This window comes from Mariniflexile sp. HMF6888 (assembly GCF_044335535.1).
GTDB lineage: Bacteria > Bacteroidota > Bacteroidia > Flavobacteriales > Flavobacteriaceae > Mariniflexile.
In genome coordinates this window covers 166,389-188,498 of record NZ_JBIQVZ010000001.1, presented here as the reverse complement: position 1 = coordinate 188,498, position 22,110 = coordinate 166,389, and the positions used below count along the sequence as shown (strand labels likewise).

Genomic DNA, 22,110 nt, shown 5'->3' with positions numbered 1-22,110 from the left:
CATTAATCATGAATCGAACCGTCACCCATATTATTTTAGCTCTCATTATAACTGTAACCTTAGTAAGTTGTAATGATGGTGCTAGTTTACAACGTTATTTTGTAGACCACCAAGAATCTAAAAATTTCATGACACAAGATATTCCAATATCTATGCTGAAAATAGACGAAACTAAATTTACCAATGAACAAAAGGAAGCTTATAATTCTGTAAAGCGTTTGAATTTTTTAGGCTATAAAGCCAATCAAACAAATGAAGAAACACTAAAAGTAGAATTAGAAAAAGTTAAAACTATTTTGAGCAATGGAAAGTATAAGGACCTTGTAGAATTTAGTGATAGAGGCAATAAAGTGATCGTAAAATATATTGGAAACGATGAAGAAGCAGACGAAGTGGTTGTTTTTGGAAGCTCTAAAGAACTGGGCTTTGGAATTGTTCGGGTATTGGGTGATGATATGAGTCCAGATAAAATGGTGACTTTGGTTAGTATTTTACAAAGCGCTCAGGTTGATAAAGGACAAGTTCAGGATATTATGAACTTTTTTAATTAAATTATAGTATTTCTAATAGTAAAAAGGTTTGCCTGAATTTTGGCAAACCTTTTTTATTTTAATTTGTTTTGTTTTTCTTTTTTTGATTTAGAATAGACCATAAAAAAGTTAGTTAAAATCATTAAAAATATGATAGTTAATAGGGTTTTAATAAGGTAACTATCTAAAACATCTAAAATTCCAGATACAAAAATACCACCGACCATTACGCCACAAAGTATTAATGATTGTCTATCGTTTAACATGGTTTAAGTTTAAATTCCCGTATAATTACTAGGAGTAATACGTTTCAATTCGTCTTTTATTGTGTTAGACACCTCTAAAGTATCAATAAAATTAGAAATGGAATCTTTATTTATTTTTTCATTAGTACGCGTTAAACCTTTTAAAGCTTCATAAGGGTTTGGGTAAGCTTCTCTACGTAATATGGTTTGAATCGCTTCGGCAACTACTGCCCAATTGTTTTCTAAATCTTCAGCAAACTTAGCTTCATTCAACAATAATTTATCCAATCCTTTTAATGTTGATTTAAAACCAATCAATGTATGTCCAAAAGGTACGCCCACATTTCTTAAAACAGTGCTGTCGGTTAAATCACGTTGCAATCTCGAAACAGGTAGCTTAGAAGATAGGTATTCAAAAATAGCATTCGCAATTCCTAAATTACCTTCGCTGTTTTCAAAATCTATGGGGTTTACTTTATGTGGCATGGCGCTACTGCCAACTTCACCTGCTTTTATTTTCTGTTTGAAATAATCCATGGATACGTATGTCCAGATATCTCGGTTTAAATCAATTACAATAGTGTTAATACGCTTTAAAGTATCAAACAAAGCAGCCATATGGTCGTAATGTTCTATTTGTGTAGTTGGAAACGAGTGGTGTAGTCCTAATTTTTCTTGGACAAATTTGCTGCCAAATGCTTTCCAATCAATATTTGGGTATGCGACATGGTGTGCATTAAAATTTCCAGTAGCACCACCAAATTTAGCCGCATTAGGTATATTTTTCAGTAAATTAAATTGCTCTTGTAATCTTACTACAAATACTTCAATTTCTTTCCCAAGTCGGGTAGGAGATGCCGGTTGCCCGTGGGTTCTTGCTAACATGGAAATAGCTGCCCAATCTTTTGATAATGTTTTTAGCTTGTTTAAAATAATGGTATATTCTGGTACATAAATAGTATCCATAGCTTCCTTAATACTTAAAGGAATAGCGGTATTGTTTATGTCTTGTGAGGTTAATCCAAAATGGATAAATTCTTTGAATTGTGATAAACCCAATGCGTCAAATTTTTCTTTTATAAAATATTCAACAGCCTTCACATCGTGGTTTGTAACGCTTTCAATCTTTTTAATTGCTAATGCATCCTCGTTACTAAAGTTTTTGTAAATAGCTCTTAAATCATCAAAAACACTGGTGTTTACAGCTTTAAGTTGTGGTAACGGAATTTCGCAAAGGGCAATAAAGTATTCAACCTCAACAAGAACACGGTATTTTATTAAAGCTTCTTCTGAGAAAAAAGGTGCTAATTCGTTTACTTTACTTCTGTATCTTCCATCAATTGGTGAGATGGCATTTAAAGGTGATAATTGCATGTGTTGTTTGATTTTTTTGAAGCTGCAAAGATATGAAACATCTATGACTAAAAACGATTGACGATTGACAATTTACGATTTACGATTTCAGATTTCACGATTAACGATTCACGATTGACGATTCACGATTCACGATTCACGATTGATGATTTTGAAAAATAGATGTTTTAAGGTGAAAACCAGTACCTATTTTTTTACTTTTTTAAACTTTAACCTCATAACCTCATAACCTCATAATCTCATAACTTTTTTAGAATGCGTTTTGCACGTACTTTATAACCTGCACTTTGCGTTTGAAAGTCTTTTTCCAAAATTTGGGTTAATTGCGGATGCACCCATGGATAGTTTTTTCCTAAAAGGAACAATGTGTCCATGGCATAAGCTTTGGCAGCAATTTTTTGTTTGCCTATAAGCCAATCGAAACAAACCTCAATAATTTGTTCTCTATGTATTGGTTTCAGCATTTTTTTTAAAGTATTGGGTTGCTTAGAGTCGTATTCTTGTGCTATAAAATAGCACACTTTAGCTATGGGACGTACTGCAGAATCTAAATGAACGTTTTTAATACTGTTACAAAACGTATCTAAATATGGTACTATGGCATAAATATATTCGTCGCAAACAAATTCAAACACCCAAGCAGCATAATAGGACATTTTATCATCAACCCTAAACATAATGTCAATGAGTTTAGGAAATAGACTCATATCGTTTAAAACAAAATGGGCATATTTAAGGCGGCTTTCGCGTGAAGCGTCTACGTCTTTTAATTCATTGTAAAATTCATTTGAACTCATAATTAATTTACTATTTTTATACACTGAAGTGGCTTTAACTTTTTCGATTGAAGCGAAAATTAGTCATTTTTTGTTCAATCGAAGCCTTTTTAGAGTTGCATAGCATTGCTACGGAAAGAAAAAAAGACAGGACAGAACGTTAAGAAACAGTCCAGTGGACTGTTTTAGTGAATGAGCCAGAAGGCGCATAGACAAAAAAAAGGGCAATTTTTTAGCCAATTGGAAAAAGTTTAAATCACTTCACTTTTATACAACCCGATATGAAACACCTATGGGAATTGCATTCACACACATAAGGAGGATAATTCAGGGTGTTCCATCTGACCAAATTAAAATAATAAATATAAACAGATGAAAATAATAAAAAAGATCTTCTTATTCTTGCTAATCGCATTGGTTATTGCGCAATTTTTTGGACCAGAAAAAAATGAAGGCGATTTAGCGTCAATTAATGCTTTTTTAGCTGAAACAAATCCTCCAGAAGATGTAAAGCTTATCTTAAAAGAAACCTGTTACGATTGCCATAGTGATGTTACCCGATATCCTTGGTATAATAGCATTACCCCAGTAAATTATTGGTTGGCTGGTCATGTAAAAGACGGTAAAAAGCATTTTAATTTCTCTAATTGGGAAGGTAATTCCATAAAACGTAAAGACCATAAATTTGAAGAATTAATTGAAATGGTTGAAGAAAGGGAAATGCCGTTAAAATCTTATACATGGACGCATACCGAAGCAAAACTTAGTGATACCCAAATAAAATCTGTTGTAGATTGGGCAAAGTTGGTGCGTGTAACATATAGTTTAATGCCGCAAGCTGAGTGAAGTTTCAAAGTTACAGAGTTTCAAAGTTACAGAGTTTCAGAGTTGTTGTTAGGTAGGGCAGGTTACCGATGTATTTTAGGTTTAACTATCTAAAATGTCTAACAATCTAACAAATCTAATAATCTAAAAAGTCTAATAAATCTAATTGCTTTACATGAAGCATGTCTTAATTATCGGTTTCGTATGGCCAGAACCTAAAAGTTCTGCGGCAGGTAGCCGAATGATGCAGCTTGTTTGCTTTTTTCAATCGCTTAATTACTCCATTACATTTGCAAGCCCATGTGCTAAAAGTGATAATGCGTTTGATTTAACTACTATAGGGATTCATCAAGTTTCCATAGAATTGAATAATACCAGTTTTGATGTTTTTGTAAAAGAACTAAACCCGACTATTGTTTTGTTCGACCGTTTTATGATGGAAGAACAATTTGGTTGGCGCGTTGCAAAGCAATGCCCAAATGCTTTACGAATTCTAGATACTGAAGATTTGCATTGCCTGCGTAAAGGTAGACACCAGGCTTTTAAAGAAGGAAAGCCTTTTGATACACCCTATTTGTTAAATGATACAGCAAAACGCGAAATAGCCAGTATTTATAGAAGTGATTTAAGTTTGATTATTTCGGAAGCTGAAATGGATATTCTTAAAAATCAATTTAAAGTAGCCGACGATTTATTGATGTATTTGCCTTTTATGTTGGAAACTGTTTTAGAGGAAACTATTTTGAAGCTTCCCAAATTTGAAGAGAGACATCATTTTATAAGTATAGGTAATTTTTTGCATGAACCCAATTACAATGCGGTATTGTATTTAAAGGAAACCCTTTGGAAATTAATAAAGAAGCAACTGCCAAATGCAGAATTGCATATTTATGGCGCGTATGCATCTCAAAAAGTAAATCAGTTACACAATGAAAAGGAAGGTTTTTTAATAAAAGGATTTGCAGAAGATGTCAATGAAGTGATGCAAAACGCTAAAGTGTGTTTAGCGCCCATTCGCTTTGGCGCCGGCTTAAAAGGAAAGTTGATGGATGCCATGCAAAATGGCACACCATGCGTTACAACAACGGTTGGAGCAGAAGGGATGTTTGGTGATTTTGATGCGAATGGATTTGTTGAAGATGAACCAGAAGCATTTTCTAATAAAGCAGTTCAGTTATACCAAGATGAAACTATATGGAAAGAGAAACAACAAAATGGATTTCAAATTGCCAACCAACGTTTCAATAAAACCGAATTTCAACAAAAGTTTGCTTCGATTATTGATGAAACCGTTCAAAATCTTAACGAAAAGCGTCTAAACAATTTTGTGGGTCAAATGCTTATGCACCACAGTTTGCAAAGCACCAAGTTTATGAGCAAATGGATTGAAGAAAAGAATAAAAATTAATAACTAGCTTCTAGCCATTTAAAGTTTGTTATAGTAATACCATGAGCGCAGTCGTCTTGACAACCATGAGTGATGTAATAACAATCTTTTATAATATTAGAATCGTCAACACTGAAAATAATAGTGTTATTGTCAGCATCAACAGATAAATAGTTGTTTATGCAAGTACTGTAGAGTTCGTCTATAGTAAAAGGATTAGCACCAGACTCATTGCTTCCAAGTGCTTCAGTGTTTTCGGTATATGATTCTAAAATTTGTCTGTTTTCATAGCCTAAATAAGTATCTTCATCATATAAGGAATACAATTCGTAAACTCTAGATGTAACAATATTATTTAAAACGGTAATGTGTGTTGTGCTACCAAATCCAAAAACAGAACTGGTACTAATTATATAGGAATAGGATGTTCCGTTAGTTTCTTTTAAGTTCTCCCATGCGTTTAAACTTTTTTGGTATTCAGTAATACTTTTGACTTTTGAAGAATCGTTTGTCTCACAACTTTGGTTGGTAATTAAAGTTGAAGTAATCAAAAATAAAACAAATAGTTTATTTCTCATGGGTTACTAGTTTTATAATGATTAGATGATAAAACTAGGAAAAGGTTGCGTGTTTTTTAATAAAACTCGGTTAAGCCTCAACTTCTTGTTTCTTAATTTTTCTATAAGTATACGTATTGAAAATATTGCGTTTTGCAAAACGCGTCATTTTATCAGATTGACAAAGTTTAATATACAATGCTTTGTTCACACCAAAATACTCATAGGTATTGCCATCTAAAAAAGTCACTTCCAGTACTTGGCCTTTATGCTGCCAATCGATAATAGGGCTATTAATGGTTTCGTTATAATTATCTAAATTAGTCGCTATGGTTTCTGGCGCAATACTCACTAAAAAATGGTAGCCATCAATAATTTGTTTACTTTTTATTTCGGCTTCAGCGGCTTTATCATCGCCCGCTTGAAACTTATCAGGATGCCACGCTTTTACTAAATTTCTGTAAGTCGATTTAAGTTCTTTTAAATCAATATCTTTTTCAACATTAAACAGTTTTTTGTATTCGTTTATACGTTTCATCTTGGGCTTTTTTTTAATAAGGCGCGAAGATACTATTTTTTAAGATGTAAGACGCTAGACTAGAGATAAAAGACTAAATATAAGGACGAATGTTTTGGGATATTTATATTTTTTTGCCATCAATTTAACAAATTAGTGTAAATATCAAGCCTTGCTTATTCTTAAATTCATGTAAATCAGTGAAATTCGTGGCTTAACTTTTTAATGTGTTTGCCCTAGAGCAAAAGATGTCATATTAAAGAATAAGTAATTTATTATTTTGTAAAGTCTAAAAGCAAAGCGGTCTAAAATCTAGTATCTTTTTTATAGTTTTGCAACTTTAAAAATTTACTATGATTTCAGTTGATAATTTAGCGGTAGAATTTGGTGGAACTGCCTTGTTTAGTGATGTGTCTTTCACCATAAATGAAAATGATAAAATTGCCCTTATGGGCAAAAATGGTGCCGGAAAATCGACTATGATGAAGATTATTGCGGGCGCCCAAAAAGCATCTCGTGGGCATGTGCGTTATCCAAAAGATGCGGTGATTGCTTACTTACCACAGCATTTATTAACCGAAGATAATTGTACCGTATTTGAAGAAGCATCAAAAGCATTTAATCATGTTTTTAAAATGCGTGATGAGATGGAGCAGCTCAATAAAGAATTGGAAACGAGAACCGATTACGAATCGGATGACTACATGAAAATCATAGAAAAGGTTTCCGATTTAGGCGAGAAATATTATGCCTTAGAAGATGTGAATTATGACGCCGAAGTTGAGAAGGCTTTATCAGGTTTGGGGTTTAAACGCACTGATTTTACCCGATTAACAAGTGAGTTTAGTGGTGGTTACCGTATGCGTATTGAATTGGCTAAAATTTTATTGCAAAAACCCGATTTAATTTTATTGGATGAGCCTACCAACCATATCGATATTGAGTCGGTTATTTGGTTAGAAGACTTTTTACTAAACAAAGCCAACGCTGTTATGGTTATATCGCATGACAAAGCATTTATTGATAACATTACCAATCGTACCATCGAAGTAACTATGGGGCGCATTTATGATTATAAAGCTAACTATTCGCACTATTTGCAATTGCGTGAAGATAGGCGTGCCCATCAAATAAAAGCCTATAACGAGCAGCAAAAATTTATTGCCGACAACATGGCTTTTATTGAACGTTTTAAAGGCACCTATTCTAAAACCAATCAAGTGAGTTCGCGTGAGCGTATGCTGGAAAAACTGGAAATTATTGAAATTGATGAAGTAGATACATCGGCATTAAAATTACGCTTTCCACCAGCACCACGTTCGGGCGATTATCCAGTAACGGTAAAAGATTTATCGAAGTCCTACGATAACCATGTGGTGTTTAAAGATGCCAATATGTCCATTTCCCGTGGAGAAAAAGTATCGTTTGTTGGGAGGAATGGTGAAGGAAAGTCAACTATGATCAAAGCCATTATGGGTGAAATTGATTTTGAAGGCAAATGTGCGTTGGGACATAATGTTAAGGTTGGTTATTTTGCACAAAATCAAGCATCATTATTAGATGAAAATTTAACTATTTTTCAAACAGTTGACGAGGTTGCAGAAGGCGATATCCGTACCCAAATAAAAACCATTTTAGGAGGTTTTATGTTTAAAGGCGATGATATCGATAAAAAGGTGAGCGTCCTTTCAGGTGGAGAGAAAACCCGTTTGGCTATGGTGAAATTGCTTTTAGAACCCGTTAATTTGTTAATTCTGGATGAGCCTACCAACCATTTGGATTTAAAATCGAAAGATGTTTTAAAAGAAGCTTTAAAAAACTTTGACGGCACCTTAATTTTAGTATCGCACGACCGTGATTTTCTTCAAGGTTTGTCGCAAAAAGTATTCGAATTTAAAGACCAACGTGTTATTGAACACTTTGAAACCATTGACGATTTCTTAATAAGAAACCGAATTGAAAATTTAAAACAGATTGATTTGAAGAAATAGGTTTTTTAAAATTTTTTAGAGAAGGATTTGTTGTAATTTAACAAACCGTTTCACAATTAAAAATCAAAAAGTCATGTTTACAGTAGAACAAATCAAAACGGCTCATAGCAAAGTAAAATCGGGAGCTGATTTTCCTGCTTATATACAAGACCTAAAAAAATTAGGTGTTATTTATTACGAAACTTTTGTGGCAGATGGACACACAAACTATTATGGCGCAAATAACTATAAAACCACATCTCCAGCAAAGTATCCTGATTTGGCAATTGCAGAAACATCAAACGAAGAGCAATTCAAGTCAGATTTAAAAGCGCACCAAGAGGGTAAAACCAATTATCCAACGTTCTGTAGTGACTCAGCAAAATCAGGTATCGAAAAGTGGACGGTTTCTATGGACGAGATGACTTGTACGTACTTCGATAAGTCAGGAACCAAAATTTTGGTTGAAAACATATCACAATAAAAATCATTTACCAAAAGTACTTGGCAATGCGTTTTGTTCAGTGCTATTTTTTGGTAAGAAACCATGTTGATAATTTAAAACAAATTGGTTTTAAAGAATAATTAAGTATTTAAAAATCATATATTTAAAGTATTTCTTTTAAATTTAAATAATGCACTTTATTTAGGTTACATTAGCCGAAAATTAATGTCTATAGAATCTAAAGTAAGGCAGATTGAACATTTGTTTGAACGTCTTGATGGTGAAATTTCTAAATTTCAAACCCAAACCAATTTACATTGTATAGCAGGCTGTGGTAAATGTTGTACCAAATTAGATATTGAAGCTTCTCCTTTGGAGTTTTTACCTTGGGCTTTCCATCTTTTTTTAAATGGCGAAGCAGAAAAAACACTCACAGCGTTAAACAATACCACTAAAACTATTTGCCATATCTATCAACCACTGGCATTGTTGGATAGTCATAATGGACGTTGTGGAAACTACAAATACCGTGGATTGATATGTCGTCTTTTTGGGTATGCCGGAAGTAGAGATAAATATGGTCAACTTAGATTAGCAACCTGTACCATTATTAAAGAAAACCAAAGCAATAGTTATAAAAGTGTAGATGAAGCTATTAGCAAAGGGCTTTATGTGCCTATTTTTACTGATTACTATATGAATCTTAATCAGATTGATTTTTATCTTGGAAACACCATTTTACCAATCAATCAAGCATTAAAAGTCGCTATTGAAGAAGTATTGAATTATTATATCTACAGACCATTACCTAACGGATTTAAAAATGCTTCATAACTGTTTTATTGCAGGGAAAATATTTTTTACCAAATCGTTTTTACGATAATTTAATTAATGAACTCATGGGAAAAGAAGCGTTACGTCAAGATAAAACCTGTCTTAACTGCAATTATTTTGTAAAGGAACGCTTTTGCCAAAATTGCGGACAAGAAAACACGGAAACCCGTAAAAGTTTTTATCACATATTTAGTCATTTTTTTAAAGATTTTACCCATTATGATAACGCATTTTGGAGAACCATTTATAATTTACTCTTCAAACCTGCTGCTTTATCCAAAGCATATATGTCTGGCAAACGTTTATATTATCTGAATCCCATCCGACTTTATATTTTTATTAGTTTCATTACCTTTTTTATAATCTCGTTTTTTCCAAATAAAACCACCGAAATTAAAATTGCTACAAACAAAGAATCTATAAATCAGCCCCATTTTCCTTCAATAGATTCATTGCATATTGAAGCGAAGGGTATTGATGGCCTAACAAAAATAGGTGTGATTTCCCAAGAGAGTAATGACACTCTTAAAAAGTTACTTAAGGAAACGAATGAAATTAATTCTAAAGGAATTATAAATTTGGGTTTCAAAAATATTAACGAATTGGATTCATTGGAAAAAAGTGGTGCTAAAAACATAAAGGTGAACTCAGTAAAAAATTATTTTCTTAAAAAGTGGCTTACAATAGAAGAAGATCACACAGAAGAGGAAATATTTAAGGAATTTTCAGAGTCCTTTAGATACAATTTTCCAAAGGTATTGTTTATTTATATGCCCATATTTGCTTTTATTTTATGGCTTTTTAATAATAAAAAAAAGTATTATTATTTTGATCATGCCATTTTTACGCTTCATTATTTCTCTTTTCTGCTTATAATGATATTAGTGCTCTTTTTTATAGATAAACTAAAACCTTTATTAAGCATATCTCCTGTTTTGGGTTGGGTTCATTTTAGTTTGAAAACAATAGGTATTCTATTCATGTTTTATTATTTTTTCCCTGCCCACCGTCTTTTCTATGGGGATAAACTTTTACTTTCTTTTGTTAAAAGTGCTTCGGTGTATTTAATTAATCTGTTTGTTTTTAGTGCTATCTTGGTGTTGTTTAGTTTATATACCTATCTGAATTTAAAATGAGTTTAGGGATTGCGTGTCAATTTATTGACTTACTAATAATTTCATTACCTTTTTTATTCCAATGGTTGCACTTTCAGCGATAACTGTTACATGGTTGTTGCTTTCCATGGCCGGATTAGGGTCGATAAAATAAATAGGTGTCTTTGCAGGAACATAATGCCTTAAACCCGCAGCGGGATATACTTGCATAGACGTGCCAATGATAATTAAAATATGGGCAGTTTCACATATTTCCGCAGCCTTTCCAATCATGGGTACCTCTTCACCAAACCAAACAATATGTGGGCGTAATTGATGGCCATTTGGACACGTATCACCTAATTTAATATCGGTTTTACAATCAAAAAAAGTAAATGCATCCACAACATTTCTCGATTTTAGCAATTCACCATGTAAATGAATGACGTTGGTACTGCCTGCACGCTCGTGTAAATCATCCACATTTTGGGTAATAATGCTTACTTTAAAATGGTTTTCAAGCGCCGCTAAATCAAAATGGGCTTCATTGGGTGCTACCTCAAATAACTGCCTACGGCGCTGGTTATAAAAATCTAAAACAAGTTCGGGGTTTGCATCAAAACCTTCGGGGGTAGCTACTTCCATGACATCATGTCCTTCCCATAAACCATCGGCATCTCTAAAGGTTTTTATGCCACTTTCGGCACTCATGCCTGCGCCCGTAAGTACAACGAGATGTTTCATGTGTTTCTTTTATTTTAGTTCACTAAACTATTATTTGTTAGTAGTGTTCACTGATGTGCTTCGCAGTTGTTTTTCAATGGTCATGCTTCAACTGCCCTCAGCACAGGCTTGGAACATCCTAATATAATCATTCCCTTGAGAGGAAAACTTTGCTATGGATGTTTCATGTTATAAATATAATAATTTTAGCAGATTGCGTTAGGGATAGAAACGGAAATCCTTTTTGTGAGGTACGAATAAAAAGATTGCAGTGTATAGCCCGACCACTTGCCCTGGGCGGAGCGGGAGGGTGTGGTAACGCCCAAATAGTTTAATTAGACCAGAGTTTTAAAAGACAAGGTTGGAAGTTCAGAGTTTTGAGTTCAAAGTTCTGAGTTTGTATCGTTGAAGTTTGTGATACACGATTCAACGATTACACGATTCAACGATTACACGGTTAAACAATTAAAAGTTACAGGGTATGTTTATCAACCAGAACTCAGGTTTTGTAATGATATTGTTTTTCTTTTTATATAACTATTTAAACACTTGAATGTCAGATATATTAAATCGAAGTCACGTTAATTTGGTTGGAATTATAAAGATTGCTTCGTTGAACGCTTTTGATTGGTCGAAACTTTTTTAAATTTGAATTAAACGAGTTCATTATGATAGATTTAAAACTCCTGGAACATTTAGATACTTTTTTAACCGATTCACGCAAAGAAAAATTCACTAAAGTATTAGCGCAACGCACCAAACATTTTACGGTTGCCACGGAAGATGTGTACCAGTTGCATAACACAAGTGCCGTCATACGAAGTTGTGATGTGTTCGGCATACAGGAAGTTAATGTTATCGAAGAGCGAAACTCGAAGCGTATTGATAGGGAAATTGCCATGGGTGCCCAAAAATGGGTAGATTTAAATAGATTCCATAACGTAAAAGATTGCATGGCAGATTTAAAGGAAAAAGGGTATCAAATAGTAGCAACCACGCCACATGCAGAGGATTGTGAGTTACACGAATTTGATGTGACCAAAAAATCCTGTTTTTTCTTTGGAAGGGAAACAGAAGGTTTATCGGAAGAAGTTTTAAATGCTGCAGACTGTTATTTAAAGATCCCCATGGTTGGTTTTACCGAAAGTTTAAACATTTCTGTAAGTGCTGCCATTATTTTACAACATGTTACAACCAAATTAAAGCAAACAACCATTAATTGGCAATTAACCGAAACTGAATTGCTCGAAAAGCGTATGGATTGGATTAAAAAAACGATTAAAAGTTATGATAAAATAGTAGCGCGTTATTATAGCGAATAATTTTTACTACTTTTAAGTTTCTAAAAGCTAATGTGTTATGATGGTATTGTTTTATATTTTTATAGGTATTATAGTTTTGTTAATAATTATCATGTTTGTAGCTCCTCAAGACTATGAGATAAATAGGAGTGTTGTTATTAAAAAACCTGTAACAGAAGTCTTTCAATATTTAAAGTATATTAAAAATCAAGATGATTGGTCTCCTTGGAAAAAGAAAGATCGGGATATGCAACAAACGTATGTCGGAACCGATGGCGAAGTGGGGTTTATTGCTAAATGGGAAGGCAATAAAGATGTGGGTATGGGGGAGCAAGAAATTTTAAGTATTAATGAAAGCGAAAGCGTAAAATCGAAGTTACGTTTTTTTAAACCTTGGAAATCGGAGTCTGAAGCCTATTTAAGGGTTGTTGATTTAACGAAAGACCAAACCAATGTTACTTGGGGATTTAAAGGTAAAAATCCCATCCCGTTTAATGCCTTTATGCTATTTTTTAATATGGATAAAAAAGTTGGAAAAGATTTTGAAGAAGGATTGGATAATTTAAAACGGATTTTAGAGAAATAGCGATTATTCAAGGCATAAAAAAAGAGGCTATCTAAAAAGTCCTTTAAATTTAATTTGTCAGGTTGAGCTTGTCGAAACCGATATTGATTACCAGTAATTAAACTATTTCGACAGGCTCAATATGACATAGAACTAGACTTTTTAGACAGTCTCCTTTTTATTTAAATTTTATTTCCTCGACTTCTATTTAACACCTTGTATTCTTCGTAGCATTCGCTAATAGCATCCAGTATTTGAAGGTCGTTCGCCGTTTGTATAAACCCTTTTGAGTAATTACATTGGCTTACAATTTCATCTAAATCAACCCGATCTACTTGTAATAACGCCATAAGCATTTCCCTATCAAAACGAGAAGCCAAAAGGTTTCTAATTTCATCATCTTCCTTCATCTTTTTTAACTTACGCATTTCGTTTGGGTTTTTACCAAACATGCGATGTAGAAAATCGGCAGGATTAAATATAGAACCAATAATTTTTGTAATAGTTGATGATTTGCCAGCTTCATATCCGCTAGGTAAACCAGAAATACTATATCGGTAATTGTTGTTAATTATAGGAACTTGTTTAATATCGACTTCCAAGTATCCCGTTAATTTTAATTGATTTACCACGACTTCTTCAAGTGCCAAGGCTAATTCGGTAAGCTCAATTTTAGAACTTCCAAACTTTAACCAGTCATTAGTGACACGTACTTTTATAGATTTAAAACCTAAATACGATAAATGTAGTGTATCGTTTACTTTGGCAGCAATTTGGAAAGTTCCTTCGCTATTGGTCGCTGTTCCCTTTACCTGATTAAGGTTTACAATATTTACGTTTTCAAGCGGTTCGCCATTAGATGAGTTTACAACAACCCCTATAACACTATTTATTTCTTGTGCTATTGTTATAGCCGAAATAAATAAACATATAAAAAGGAGTAGGTAATTCTTCATGTAATTAATTTGTTAACGTAAAATATGGTCATAAAAGTACTAAACGAAACACTAATAATGAATTTATAGGTTTTATTTTGACTTAAAATTAACAAAAGCATTAACTAGCGTCTAGAGCGTCTTGGTCTTGAAATACCAGAATCACTGGGTTTAGACTCACTACCAGAACGTCTTGCAGATCTGTTTGGTGCTGAACCATTCGATTTAAAATCGCCTCCGCTTCTTCTGTCTCCCCTGCTTCCAGAATCACCTCTAAAACTAGAACGACGCTCGCCACTGCCACGTCTTTCACCGCCTTTTTTATCATCACGTCTTCCGCCACTACGTCTGTCGTTGCGTCTTCCGCCGCCACCGCGGTTTTCAGAAACTTCAACATTTACAAAACGTCCGTTGTGCTTGTAATCTGTAAAGAAAGCTAATATTTTATCTTTAAGTTCATTTTCAGTATTAAAGAAAGAGAAACTGTCTTTAACTTCTACTTTAAACACATCGTCTCTACCAAGCTCTAAAACCTCTTTTAAAAAGTCTTTTAATTGCATCCAATCGAAACCATCTTTACTACCAACGTTTATAAAATAACGAGTAGAATCTGAATTTCCACCAAAATCACGGCTGCTTTCGCGTCCGCCATCTCTATCGCGACTATCTGCATCTGAAACATTTAGGTTTTTGGATTTTTGGTAATAGTTGAAGAAACGCGTAAACTCAACCGAGAAGAATTTTTTAATCAATTCATCTTTAGAAGTGTCTTCAAACAATTCATTGATGCTGGTTAGGTACTTATCGATTTCGTGATTAATTTCAGTATTGTGAATTTTATTGGCAAGCGACATTAATTGAACTTCGCAAATTTCCATACCATCTGGAATGTCTTTTTTCTCGAAGGCTTTATTGATAATGCGCTCAATGCTTTTTATTTTGCGTACTTCACTTTTGGAAACAATAACCATAGAAACCCCTGTTTTTCCTGCACGACCTGTACGTCCAGAACGGTGTGTGTAGGTTTCAATTTCATCGGGAAGTTGGTAGTTTATTACGTGGGTAATATCGTCCACATCAATACCACGAGCAGCCACATCGGTAGCTACAAGCATTTGAATTTGATTGTTTCTAAACGATTTCATTACCAAATCACGTTGGTTCTGACTTAAATCGCCATGTAATGCACCAGCACTATAACCGTCTTCAATTAAACGTTCAGCAACTTTTTGTGTATCGTTTTTAGTTCTACAAAATACTACCGAGAAAATATCTGGATTGGCATCTGCCAAACGTTTTAAAGCATCGTAACGGTCTCTTGAATTCACTAAATAGTATTCGTGGGAAACCTGACTGGTGCTTTCATTTTTATTTCCAACCGTAATTTCTTGTGGGTTGCGCATAAAGTTTTTTGCAATGGCTGCCACTTCTCTTGGCATGGTTGCAGAAAATAACCATGTGTTTTTTTCTTTTGGGGTATAACTAAGAATATCAGTGATATCTTCTTTAAAGCCCATGTTTAACATCTCATCGGCTTCATCTAAAACAGCATACTCTATTTTAGAAATATCAACCAACTTTCTGTTAATCATATCTTTCATTCTACCTGGTGTCGCCACAATAATTTGCGCACCTTTTTTAACGTCTCTTGCTTGATCTGTAATGCTAGAACCACCATAAACAGCAACCACGTTCAATCCTTTACAGTATTTTCCGTAAAGTTTCATTTCGTTGGTAATTTGCAAACAAAGTTCGCGTGTTGGCGATAAAATTAAACCTTGCGTAGTGCGGCTATCCACATCAATTTTATGAAGCATAGGAAAACCAAAAGCAGCCGTTTTTCCAGTACCGGTTTGTGCAAGTGCAACTAAATCGGTTTCAGATTCTAATAAAATGGGGATGGCTTTGTCTTGGACTTCGCTTGGTGTAGTAAAACCTAAATCGGTAATAGCTCGTAAAAGGTCGTCATTAAGACCTAAATCTTGAAATGTGTTCATTCTTGTATAAGTATTCGATTATTTTATGTGGTGTTACATAAGAAGCGAATCGACATACTTAAACCTAAACTTCTAGCAACACATCCTCACTCTGAGGAATTTAATTTCAAGCGGCAAAGGTAAACAATTATTTGGTATTTCAGCTATATTATGATTTCCTTATGAATTATAGCTAAAATCTTATTCAAAATGGGGTTTTGATTGTCTTTGTTCCAAATGACAGAAAGCGTGGTTCTTTGTGGAATTTTGCTCAGTTCAATAAATTTGATATTTGAATTATTCTCCGTTTGAAGTGATTTAGGTACAATGGAAATACCGAAGTTATTTTCAACCAATTTATAAATGGAATCCGCATGAATAGTGTTGTGCGATACTAAAGGATTAAAACCGTTGTCATCAAAAATTTCCATTACTTTTTCGTAATACGAAGCGCTGTATTCGGGGTCGAATAGAATAAAATGTTCCTCTTTGCACTGTGATAATGTTTTGAAATTTGAAGCATCAATAGGGTGGTTTTTAGGAAGCACTAAACAAAACGGTTCTTTGACAATAGAATGGATTTCTAAACCTCTCGGTACTTTTTCTAATCGCACAAAGCCAATATCGATGTCTTGAGCCAGTAAACCTTCAATTTGTTTGTTGTTGTCCATTTCCTTTAAGCTAAACAAAATATTAGGATGTGTTTTTGTGAATTTTAATAGTATCTCTGGAATTATTTGTTGCATCGCTGAACCTACGTAACCAAATTTTAAATGGCCATCTTTACCATCTTCAAGCAATTTAGCATGGTGCAAAATGGCATCTAAGTTTTTCATGTTTTTGGCAAGTTCTGTCTTTAAATACACCCCAACAGGTGTCAGCTTTACGTTTCGGTTATGGCGTTCAAAGAGTTTAACTCCAAGACTTTCTTCCATTTCTTTTATTTGTCTGCTCAATCCGGGTTGCGAAATAAAAAGCGTTTCGGCAGCTTTTCTAAAATGTAAATGCTCGGCAACTGCCAAAAAATATTTTAAATGCCTGAATTCTATTTGATAACTCATAGTTATTAATATAGTGAATAAATAGTATTATTAGGTATCAAATTTATCAATAATTTTGTATAGAAAGCATTTATAATTAACTATTTATAATAAAAACCATGTTTGTTTACGGAACGGATAGATTAACAGCAGATAAAGTTATAGTGATAGCCAATGGGTCACTAAAAGGCGTATTGTCCGATTATGTGATATCAAAAATTAATGCCAGTAGAAGAAAGGTAGAGATTATGGCGGCTTCTAGTAAAGCTATTTATGGCATTAATACGGGGTTCGGACCTTTGTGTGACGTGAAAATATCACCGGATGAAACCAGTTTGCTTCAAAAAAATCTATTAATGACGCATGCAGTTGGAGTAGGTGATCCCATTTCGAAAGAGTTATCAAAAATTATGATGATTTGTAAGGTGCATGCTTTAAGCAAAGGGTTTTCGGGCATTCGGTTGGAAGTTATAGAGCGTATTATCTATTTTATAGAGAATGATTTGTTGCCTGTTGTGCCCGAGCAAGGATCTGTTGGTGCTTCAGGTGATTTAGCACCTTTGGCCCACTTGTTTTTACCATTAATAGGCGAAGGTGAATTTTGGAAGGATGACACTATGGTGCCTGTAAAAAACGTTTTAACGGCACATAACTTAAAGCCTATACAATTAGCCGCCAAAGAAGGTTTGGCATTAATAAATGGTACACAATTTATATTAGCCCACGCCATCACCGGACTGAGTAAAATGGCATATTTGCTCGATTTAGCTGATGTTGCTGGCGCCATGAGTTTAGAAGGTTATCAAGGTAGCGAATCGCCATTCAAAGCGTTATTGCATAGCATCCGTCCATTTAAAGGGAATTTAGAAGTCGCGAAGCGTATGCGTATGTTGTTTAAAAATTCTAAAAACATAAAATCCCATAAAAATTGTGCCCGTGTACAAGATCCGTATTCGATGCGTTGTATTCCACAAGTTCATGGTGCATCCAGAAACGCTTATTACCATTTAAGTGAATTGGCAGAAATCGAAATGAATGCCGTGACCGATAATCCCATTGTACTGAGTGAAACCGAAGCGATTTCTGGAGGTAACTTTCATGGGCAACCGCTCGCCATGGCATTAGATTATTGTTCCATAGCCGCATCAGAATTGGGTAATATTTCCGATAGAAGATGTTATTTGCTTATAGAAGGAAAATATGGATTACCACGTCTACTAACAGCTAGTGGCGGTTTGAATTCTGGGTTTATGATTCCGCAGTACACCACCGCAGCTTTAGTAACCGAAAATAAGTCGTTGTGTTTTCCGCCTTCGGCAGATAGTATTCCAACCTCGTTAGGGCAAGAAGATCACGTATCTATGGGAAGCATTTCGGGGCGTCAATTCAACCAGATATTAGGCAATATTGAAAAAATATTAGCTATCGAATTAATGTATGCTGCCCAAGCGATGGAATTTAGGCGTCCTAATACCTTTTCTGAAATTATAGAGAACAATTTTAAAATCATTCGAAGCAAAGTAGCTAAATTAGAAGAAGATCGGATGCTTAAAGATGACATTAATGCATTAATTATGTTGGTTAAAAGTCGAAAAATCATTGTGAAATAGAAAGGCTATGACGTTTAAAGAACAACTATTACAAGGGATTCCAAATGAATTGCCATCAAAATACAACTATCCGTTAGATGCTAACAGAGCGCCTAAGCGAAAAGATATTTTAACAAAAGAAGAAAAGCAATTGGCAATACGTAATGCGTTACGCTATTTTCCTAAAGATTGGCATCAGGAGTTGGCGGTAGAATTTGCCCAAGAATTACAGGATTTTGGGCGCATTTATATGTACCGTTTTAAGCCAAGCTATAAAATGTATGCAAGACCCATTTCTGAATATCCTGCAAATGGTGCGCAAGCTGCGGCCATTATGCTTATGATTCAAAATAATCTCGATCCTGCTGTGGCACAACATCCTGAAGAATTAATAACTTATGGTGGTAATGGGGCGGTATTCCAAAATTGGGCGCAATATTTATTGACTATGCAGTATTTGGCACAAATGACCCAAGAACAAACGCTTCATATGTATTCGGGGCATCCTATGGGGTTGTTTCCATCATCTAAAAATGCCCCCAGAGTGGTAGTGACAAACGGGATGATGATTCCTAACTATTCTAAACCAGACGATTGGGAAAAATTTAATGCCTTGGGCGTTACACAATACGGACAGATGACAGCCGGTTCGTTTATGTATATTGGTCCGCAAGGCATTGTACATGGTACAACCATTACCGTTATGAATGCCTTTAGAAAGGTATTGCCTAAAACCGAAACGCCAGCAGGCAAAATATTTTTAACCTCAGGCTTAGGAGGTATGAGTGGCGCACAGCCTAAAGCAGGAAATATAGCAGGTTGTATTACCGTTGCAGCGGAAGTCAACCCTAAAGCAGCCATGAAGCGCTATGAACAAGCTTGGGTAGATGTGTTGGTTGATACGCTAGACGCTTTGGTTTTGAGGGTTAAAAAAGCCCAAAAAAATAGTGAAGTAGTTTCCATAGTATTTATTGGAAATGTGGTGGATGTTTGGGAACGCTTTTATGAAGAAAACATATTTATTCATGTGGGTTCCGACCAAACTTCGTTACATATACCGTGGACAGGTGGGTATTACCCTGTTGGCTTATCGTATGAAGCGTCCAATAAATTAATCGCTGAAGCTCCGGAAATATTCAAGGAAAAAGTACAAGCATCGTTGCGAAGGCATGCTGAAATTATTAACAAACATGCTTCAAAAGGTACGTATTTTTTCGATTATGGAAATGCTTTCTTGTTAGAAGCCTCTCGTGCTGGAGCCCATGTGATGGCTGCAAACAATATCGATTTTAAATACCCATCGTATGTTCAGGATATATTAGGGCCTATGTGTTTCGATTATGGTTTCGGACCTTTTCGTTGGGTCTGTACATCGGGTAAACCTGAAGATTTAGATAAAACTGATGGCATCGCGATGACCGTTTTACAGGAAATCATGAAAAGTGCTCCTGATGAAATTCAACTGCAAATGCAAGATAACATCACATGGATTAAAGATGCCAAAAAGAATAATATGGTGGTTGGCTCACAAGCCCGAATTTTATATGCCGATGCCGAAGGGCGTGCTAAAATTGCGGAAGCATTCAATAAAGCCGTTGCGAAAGGCGATATAGGTCCTGTGGTTTTAGGACGTGATCATCACGATGTAAGTGGTACAGATTCTCCCTATCGGGAAACTTCCAATATTTATGACGGTAGCAAATTTACCGCAGATATGGCCATTCATAACGTCATAGGTGATAGCTTTAGAGGTGCTACTTGGGTGTCTATTCACAATGGAGGAGGTGTTGGTTGGGGCGAAGTCATTAATGGTGGTTTTGGAATGTTATTAGATGGCAGCAAAGAAGCCGAAATACGTTTAAAAAGTATGATGTTTTTTGATGTGAACAACGGCATAGCACGCAGAAGTTGGGCGAGAAATGACGAGGCTTTGTTCGCTATTAAACGTGAAATGGCACGCACGCCCAATTTAAAGGTAACCATCCCAAATTTAGTAGATAATCAATTATTGGAAAACTTATTTTAATGCGAATACTATTCAAAAATATAAAAGAATTACTGCAAGTAAGGGACCGAAGTGTTTCGTTTGTTTCGGGTAAAGACATGGCCAAATTACCTTCCATAAAAAATGCTTATTTATTAGTTGAAAGGGGGCTTATTAAAGATTTTGGTGCTATGGCAAACTGCCCAAATATAGAAGCCGACCAAACAATTGATGCTACCGGGAAAATGCTGTTGCCAGCGTGGTGTGATTCACATACCCACCTTGTTTATGCAGGAAATAGGGAAAGCGAGTTTGTCGATAAAATAAAAGGACTTTCGTATCAAGAAATAGCTGAAAAAGGAGGAGGCATTTTAAATTCAGCAAAGACACTCCAAGATACTTCAGAAAACGATTTATACGAACAAAGTAAAATACGCTTAGAAGAAGTCATAGCCTTAGGGACTGGTGCTGTTGAAATTAAATCGGGTTACGGGTTAACAGTCGAATCCGAATTAAAAATGCTTCGTGTTATTAAACGTTTGAAGGATAATTACCCCATACCCATTAAAGCCACATTTTTAGGAGCACATGCCGTTCCGTTGGCGTATAAAAATAATAAAGCAGGCTATATAAAGTTACTTGTCGAAACCATGTTGCCACAAATTGCAGAAATGCTATTAGCTGATTATATCGATGTGTTTTGTGAAACAGGTTATTTCTCTGCGGAAGATACCGAACGTATTTTAGAAGCAGGAAAGCAGTACGGACTCATGCCTAAGATACATGTTAACCAATTCACATCTATTGGTGGCGTGCAAGCAGGGGTAAAGCATCACGCACTTTCTGTCGACCATCTTGAAGAAATGCGTGACGCAGATATTGAAGCACTAAAAAGCACCCATACCATGCCTGTGGCTTTACCAGGTTGCTCGTATTTTTTAAACATCCCCTACACACCCGCACGGAAAATGATTGATGCTGGTTTACCCTTGGCATTGGCAACCGATTATAACCCAGGTTCATCGCCATCAGGAAATATGAATTTTGTAGTGTCAACGGCCTGTATAAAAATGAAATTAACCCCCGAAGAAGCCATCAATGCCGCCACCATAAATGGTGCGTATGCTATGGGATTGGAAAACGAAGTAGGCAGTATAACCATTGGCAAACAAGCCAATTTAATTTTAACCAAACCCATCAATTCCTATAATTTTATACCATATGCGTTTGGTACAGATCATATAGAAAAGGTGTTTGTAAATGGGGCTGAAATATAATTTTTGGGCGTTTTAACACGCTTTACTCTTGTAATATTATTTCAATATTTGGTAATCGTGAATAAAAATATTTCAACTACTCGCTCCCTCCCGCGTCGGGGAGCTCAAACAGACCGCTTCAAATGCAAAGCATTCACGAATTCAATAATTTAAAAATATAAACGAA

The 22,110-nt window shown here is 35.0% G+C and carries 21 protein-coding genes; 12 read left to right on the top strand and 9 right to left on the bottom strand.

Annotated features, from left to right (window positions below; translation table 11 throughout):
* Positions 1 to 8 precede the first annotated feature (8 nt).
* Entirely contained in the window at positions 9 to 551 is a 543-nt protein-coding gene (locus tag ACGLWY_RS00940; protein ID WP_396617815.1) for a DUF4252 domain-containing protein, read from the top strand.
* A gap of 53 nt (positions 552 to 604) precedes the next feature.
* On the opposite strand, the gene ACGLWY_RS00935 is transcribed toward ACGLWY_RS00940, so the two are convergent.
* The 3 genes from ACGLWY_RS00935 to ACGLWY_RS00925 all read right to left on the bottom strand — a co-directional run bounded on the left by ACGLWY_RS00935 (position 605) and on the right by ACGLWY_RS00925 (position 2,946).
* Positions 605 to 796, bottom strand: a complete 192-nt coding sequence (locus tag ACGLWY_RS00935) for a hypothetical protein (protein ID WP_396617814.1) — start codon at positions 794 to 796, stop codon at positions 605 to 607.
* 9 nt (positions 797 to 805) lie between these two features.
* A complete protein-coding gene (purB, locus tag ACGLWY_RS00930) occupies positions 806 to 2,149 on the bottom strand; it encodes an adenylosuccinate lyase (protein ID WP_396617813.1) in 1,344 nt (447 codons plus the stop codon).
* A 239-nt stretch (positions 2,150 to 2,388) separates the two neighbouring features.
* Positions 2,389 to 2,946, bottom strand: coding sequence for an adenylosuccinate lyase (locus ACGLWY_RS00925; protein ID WP_396617812.1), 558 nt, complete (start codon positions 2,944 to 2,946; stop codon positions 2,389 to 2,391).
* Between the two features lie 351 nt (positions 2,947 to 3,297).
* Between ACGLWY_RS00925 and ACGLWY_RS00920 the strand changes: the two genes are divergently transcribed.
* Together ACGLWY_RS00920 and ACGLWY_RS00915 are read left to right on the top strand one after the other, a co-directional pair.
* Entirely contained in the window at positions 3,298 to 3,771 is a 474-nt protein-coding gene (locus tag ACGLWY_RS00920; RefSeq protein WP_396617811.1) for a heme-binding domain-containing protein, read from the top strand.
* 154 nt (positions 3,772 to 3,925) lie between these two features.
* Entirely contained in the window at positions 3,926 to 5,158 is a 1,233-nt protein-coding gene (locus ACGLWY_RS00915) for a glycosyltransferase (RefSeq protein ID WP_396617810.1), read from the top strand.
* On the opposite strand, the gene ACGLWY_RS00910 is transcribed toward ACGLWY_RS00915, so the two are convergent.
* Positions 5,155 to 5,715 carry a hypothetical protein gene (locus tag ACGLWY_RS00910; protein ID WP_396617809.1) on the bottom strand — a complete coding sequence of 187 codons (561 nt, stop codon included), beginning with the start codon at positions 5,713 to 5,715 and terminating at the stop codon, positions 5,155 to 5,157. The two genes, ACGLWY_RS00915 and ACGLWY_RS00910, sit on opposite strands and share 4 nt — an antisense overlap.
* 70 nt (positions 5,716 to 5,785) lie before the next feature.
* Complete coding sequence (locus ACGLWY_RS00905; protein ID WP_396617808.1) at positions 5,786 to 6,232, bottom strand: KTSC domain-containing protein; 447 nt, start codon at positions 6,230 to 6,232, stop codon at positions 5,786 to 5,788.
* A 332-nt stretch (positions 6,233 to 6,564) separates the two neighbouring features.
* Here ACGLWY_RS00905 and ACGLWY_RS00900 point away from each other — a divergent pair, with 332 nt between their 5' ends.
* From ACGLWY_RS00900 to ACGLWY_RS00885, 4 genes are all read left to right on the top strand, one after another.
* Positions 6,565 to 8,202, top strand: a complete 1,638-nt coding sequence (locus ACGLWY_RS00900) for an ABC-F family ATP-binding cassette domain-containing protein (protein ID WP_396617807.1) — start codon at positions 6,565 to 6,567, stop codon at positions 8,200 to 8,202.
* A gap of 73 nt (positions 8,203 to 8,275) precedes the next feature.
* On the top strand, positions 8,276 to 8,665 hold the full coding sequence (locus tag ACGLWY_RS00895; protein WP_396617806.1) for a DUF1398 domain-containing protein: 390 nt from the start codon (positions 8,276 to 8,278) through the stop codon (positions 8,663 to 8,665).
* 186 nt (positions 8,666 to 8,851) lie between these two features.
* Positions 8,852 to 9,460, top strand: coding sequence for a YkgJ family cysteine cluster protein (locus tag ACGLWY_RS00890; protein ID WP_396617805.1), 609 nt, complete (start codon positions 8,852 to 8,854; stop codon positions 9,458 to 9,460).
* A 65-nt stretch (positions 9,461 to 9,525) separates the two neighbouring features.
* Positions 9,526 to 10,596: a DUF3667 domain-containing protein gene (locus ACGLWY_RS00885; RefSeq protein WP_396617804.1), complete on the top strand. Its 1,071-nt coding sequence runs from the start codon at positions 9,526 to 9,528 to the stop codon at positions 10,594 to 10,596.
* Between the two features lie 21 nt (positions 10,597 to 10,617).
* Here ACGLWY_RS00885 and ACGLWY_RS00880 read toward each other — a convergent pair whose 3' ends face one another.
* Entirely contained in the window at positions 10,618 to 11,298 is a 681-nt protein-coding gene (locus ACGLWY_RS00880) for an SIR2 family NAD-dependent protein deacylase (RefSeq protein ID WP_396617803.1), read from the bottom strand.
* 647 nt (positions 11,299 to 11,945) lie between these two features.
* On the opposite strand from ACGLWY_RS00880, the gene ACGLWY_RS00875 reads away from it, so the two are divergent.
* Entirely contained in the window at positions 11,946 to 12,599 is a 654-nt protein-coding gene (locus tag ACGLWY_RS00875) for a TrmH family RNA methyltransferase (protein ID WP_396617802.1), read from the top strand.
* Between the two features lie 37 nt (positions 12,600 to 12,636).
* Positions 12,637 to 13,164, top strand: coding sequence for an SRPBCC family protein (locus ACGLWY_RS00870; RefSeq protein ID WP_396617801.1), 528 nt, complete (start codon positions 12,637 to 12,639; stop codon positions 13,162 to 13,164).
* Between the two features lie 161 nt (positions 13,165 to 13,325).
* On the opposite strand, the gene ACGLWY_RS00865 is transcribed toward ACGLWY_RS00870, so the two are convergent.
* The 3 genes from ACGLWY_RS00865 to ACGLWY_RS00855 all read right to left on the bottom strand — a co-directional run bounded on the left by ACGLWY_RS00865 (position 13,326) and on the right by ACGLWY_RS00855 (position 17,115).
* Complete coding sequence (locus ACGLWY_RS00865; protein ID WP_396617800.1) at positions 13,326 to 14,099, bottom strand: carboxypeptidase-like regulatory domain-containing protein; 774 nt, start codon at positions 14,097 to 14,099, stop codon at positions 13,326 to 13,328.
* Between the two features lie 104 nt (positions 14,100 to 14,203).
* Positions 14,204 to 16,075: a DEAD/DEAH box helicase gene (locus ACGLWY_RS00860; protein ID WP_396617799.1), complete on the bottom strand. Its 1,872-nt coding sequence runs from the start codon at positions 16,073 to 16,075 to the stop codon at positions 14,204 to 14,206.
* Positions 16,076 to 16,218: 143 nt separating this feature from the next.
* Positions 16,219 to 17,115, bottom strand: a complete 897-nt coding sequence (locus ACGLWY_RS00855) for a LysR family transcriptional regulator (RefSeq protein ID WP_396617798.1) — start codon at positions 17,113 to 17,115, stop codon at positions 16,219 to 16,221.
* 98 nt (positions 17,116 to 17,213) lie between these two features.
* On the opposite strand from ACGLWY_RS00855, the gene hutH reads away from it, so the two are divergent.
* The 3 genes from hutH to hutI are packed head-to-tail and all read left to right on the top strand — an operon-like array spanning position 17,214 to position 21,944.
* Complete coding sequence (gene hutH, locus ACGLWY_RS00850) at positions 17,214 to 18,704, top strand: histidine ammonia-lyase (RefSeq protein ID WP_396617797.1); 1,491 nt, start codon at positions 17,214 to 17,216, stop codon at positions 18,702 to 18,704.
* A 7-nt stretch (positions 18,705 to 18,711) separates the two neighbouring features.
* The gene (locus tag ACGLWY_RS00845; protein WP_396617796.1) at positions 18,712 to 20,709 is read left to right on the top strand and encodes a urocanate hydratase; all 1,998 of its coding nucleotides are present in this window, start codon (positions 18,712 to 18,714) and stop codon (positions 20,707 to 20,709) included.
* Positions 20,709 to 21,944: an imidazolonepropionase gene (gene hutI / locus ACGLWY_RS00840; RefSeq protein WP_396617795.1), complete on the top strand. Its 1,236-nt coding sequence runs from the start codon at positions 20,709 to 20,711 to the stop codon at positions 21,942 to 21,944. The genes ACGLWY_RS00845 and hutI overlap by 1 nt, the downstream gene beginning before the upstream one ends.
* Positions 21,945 to 22,110 lie beyond the last annotated feature (166 nt).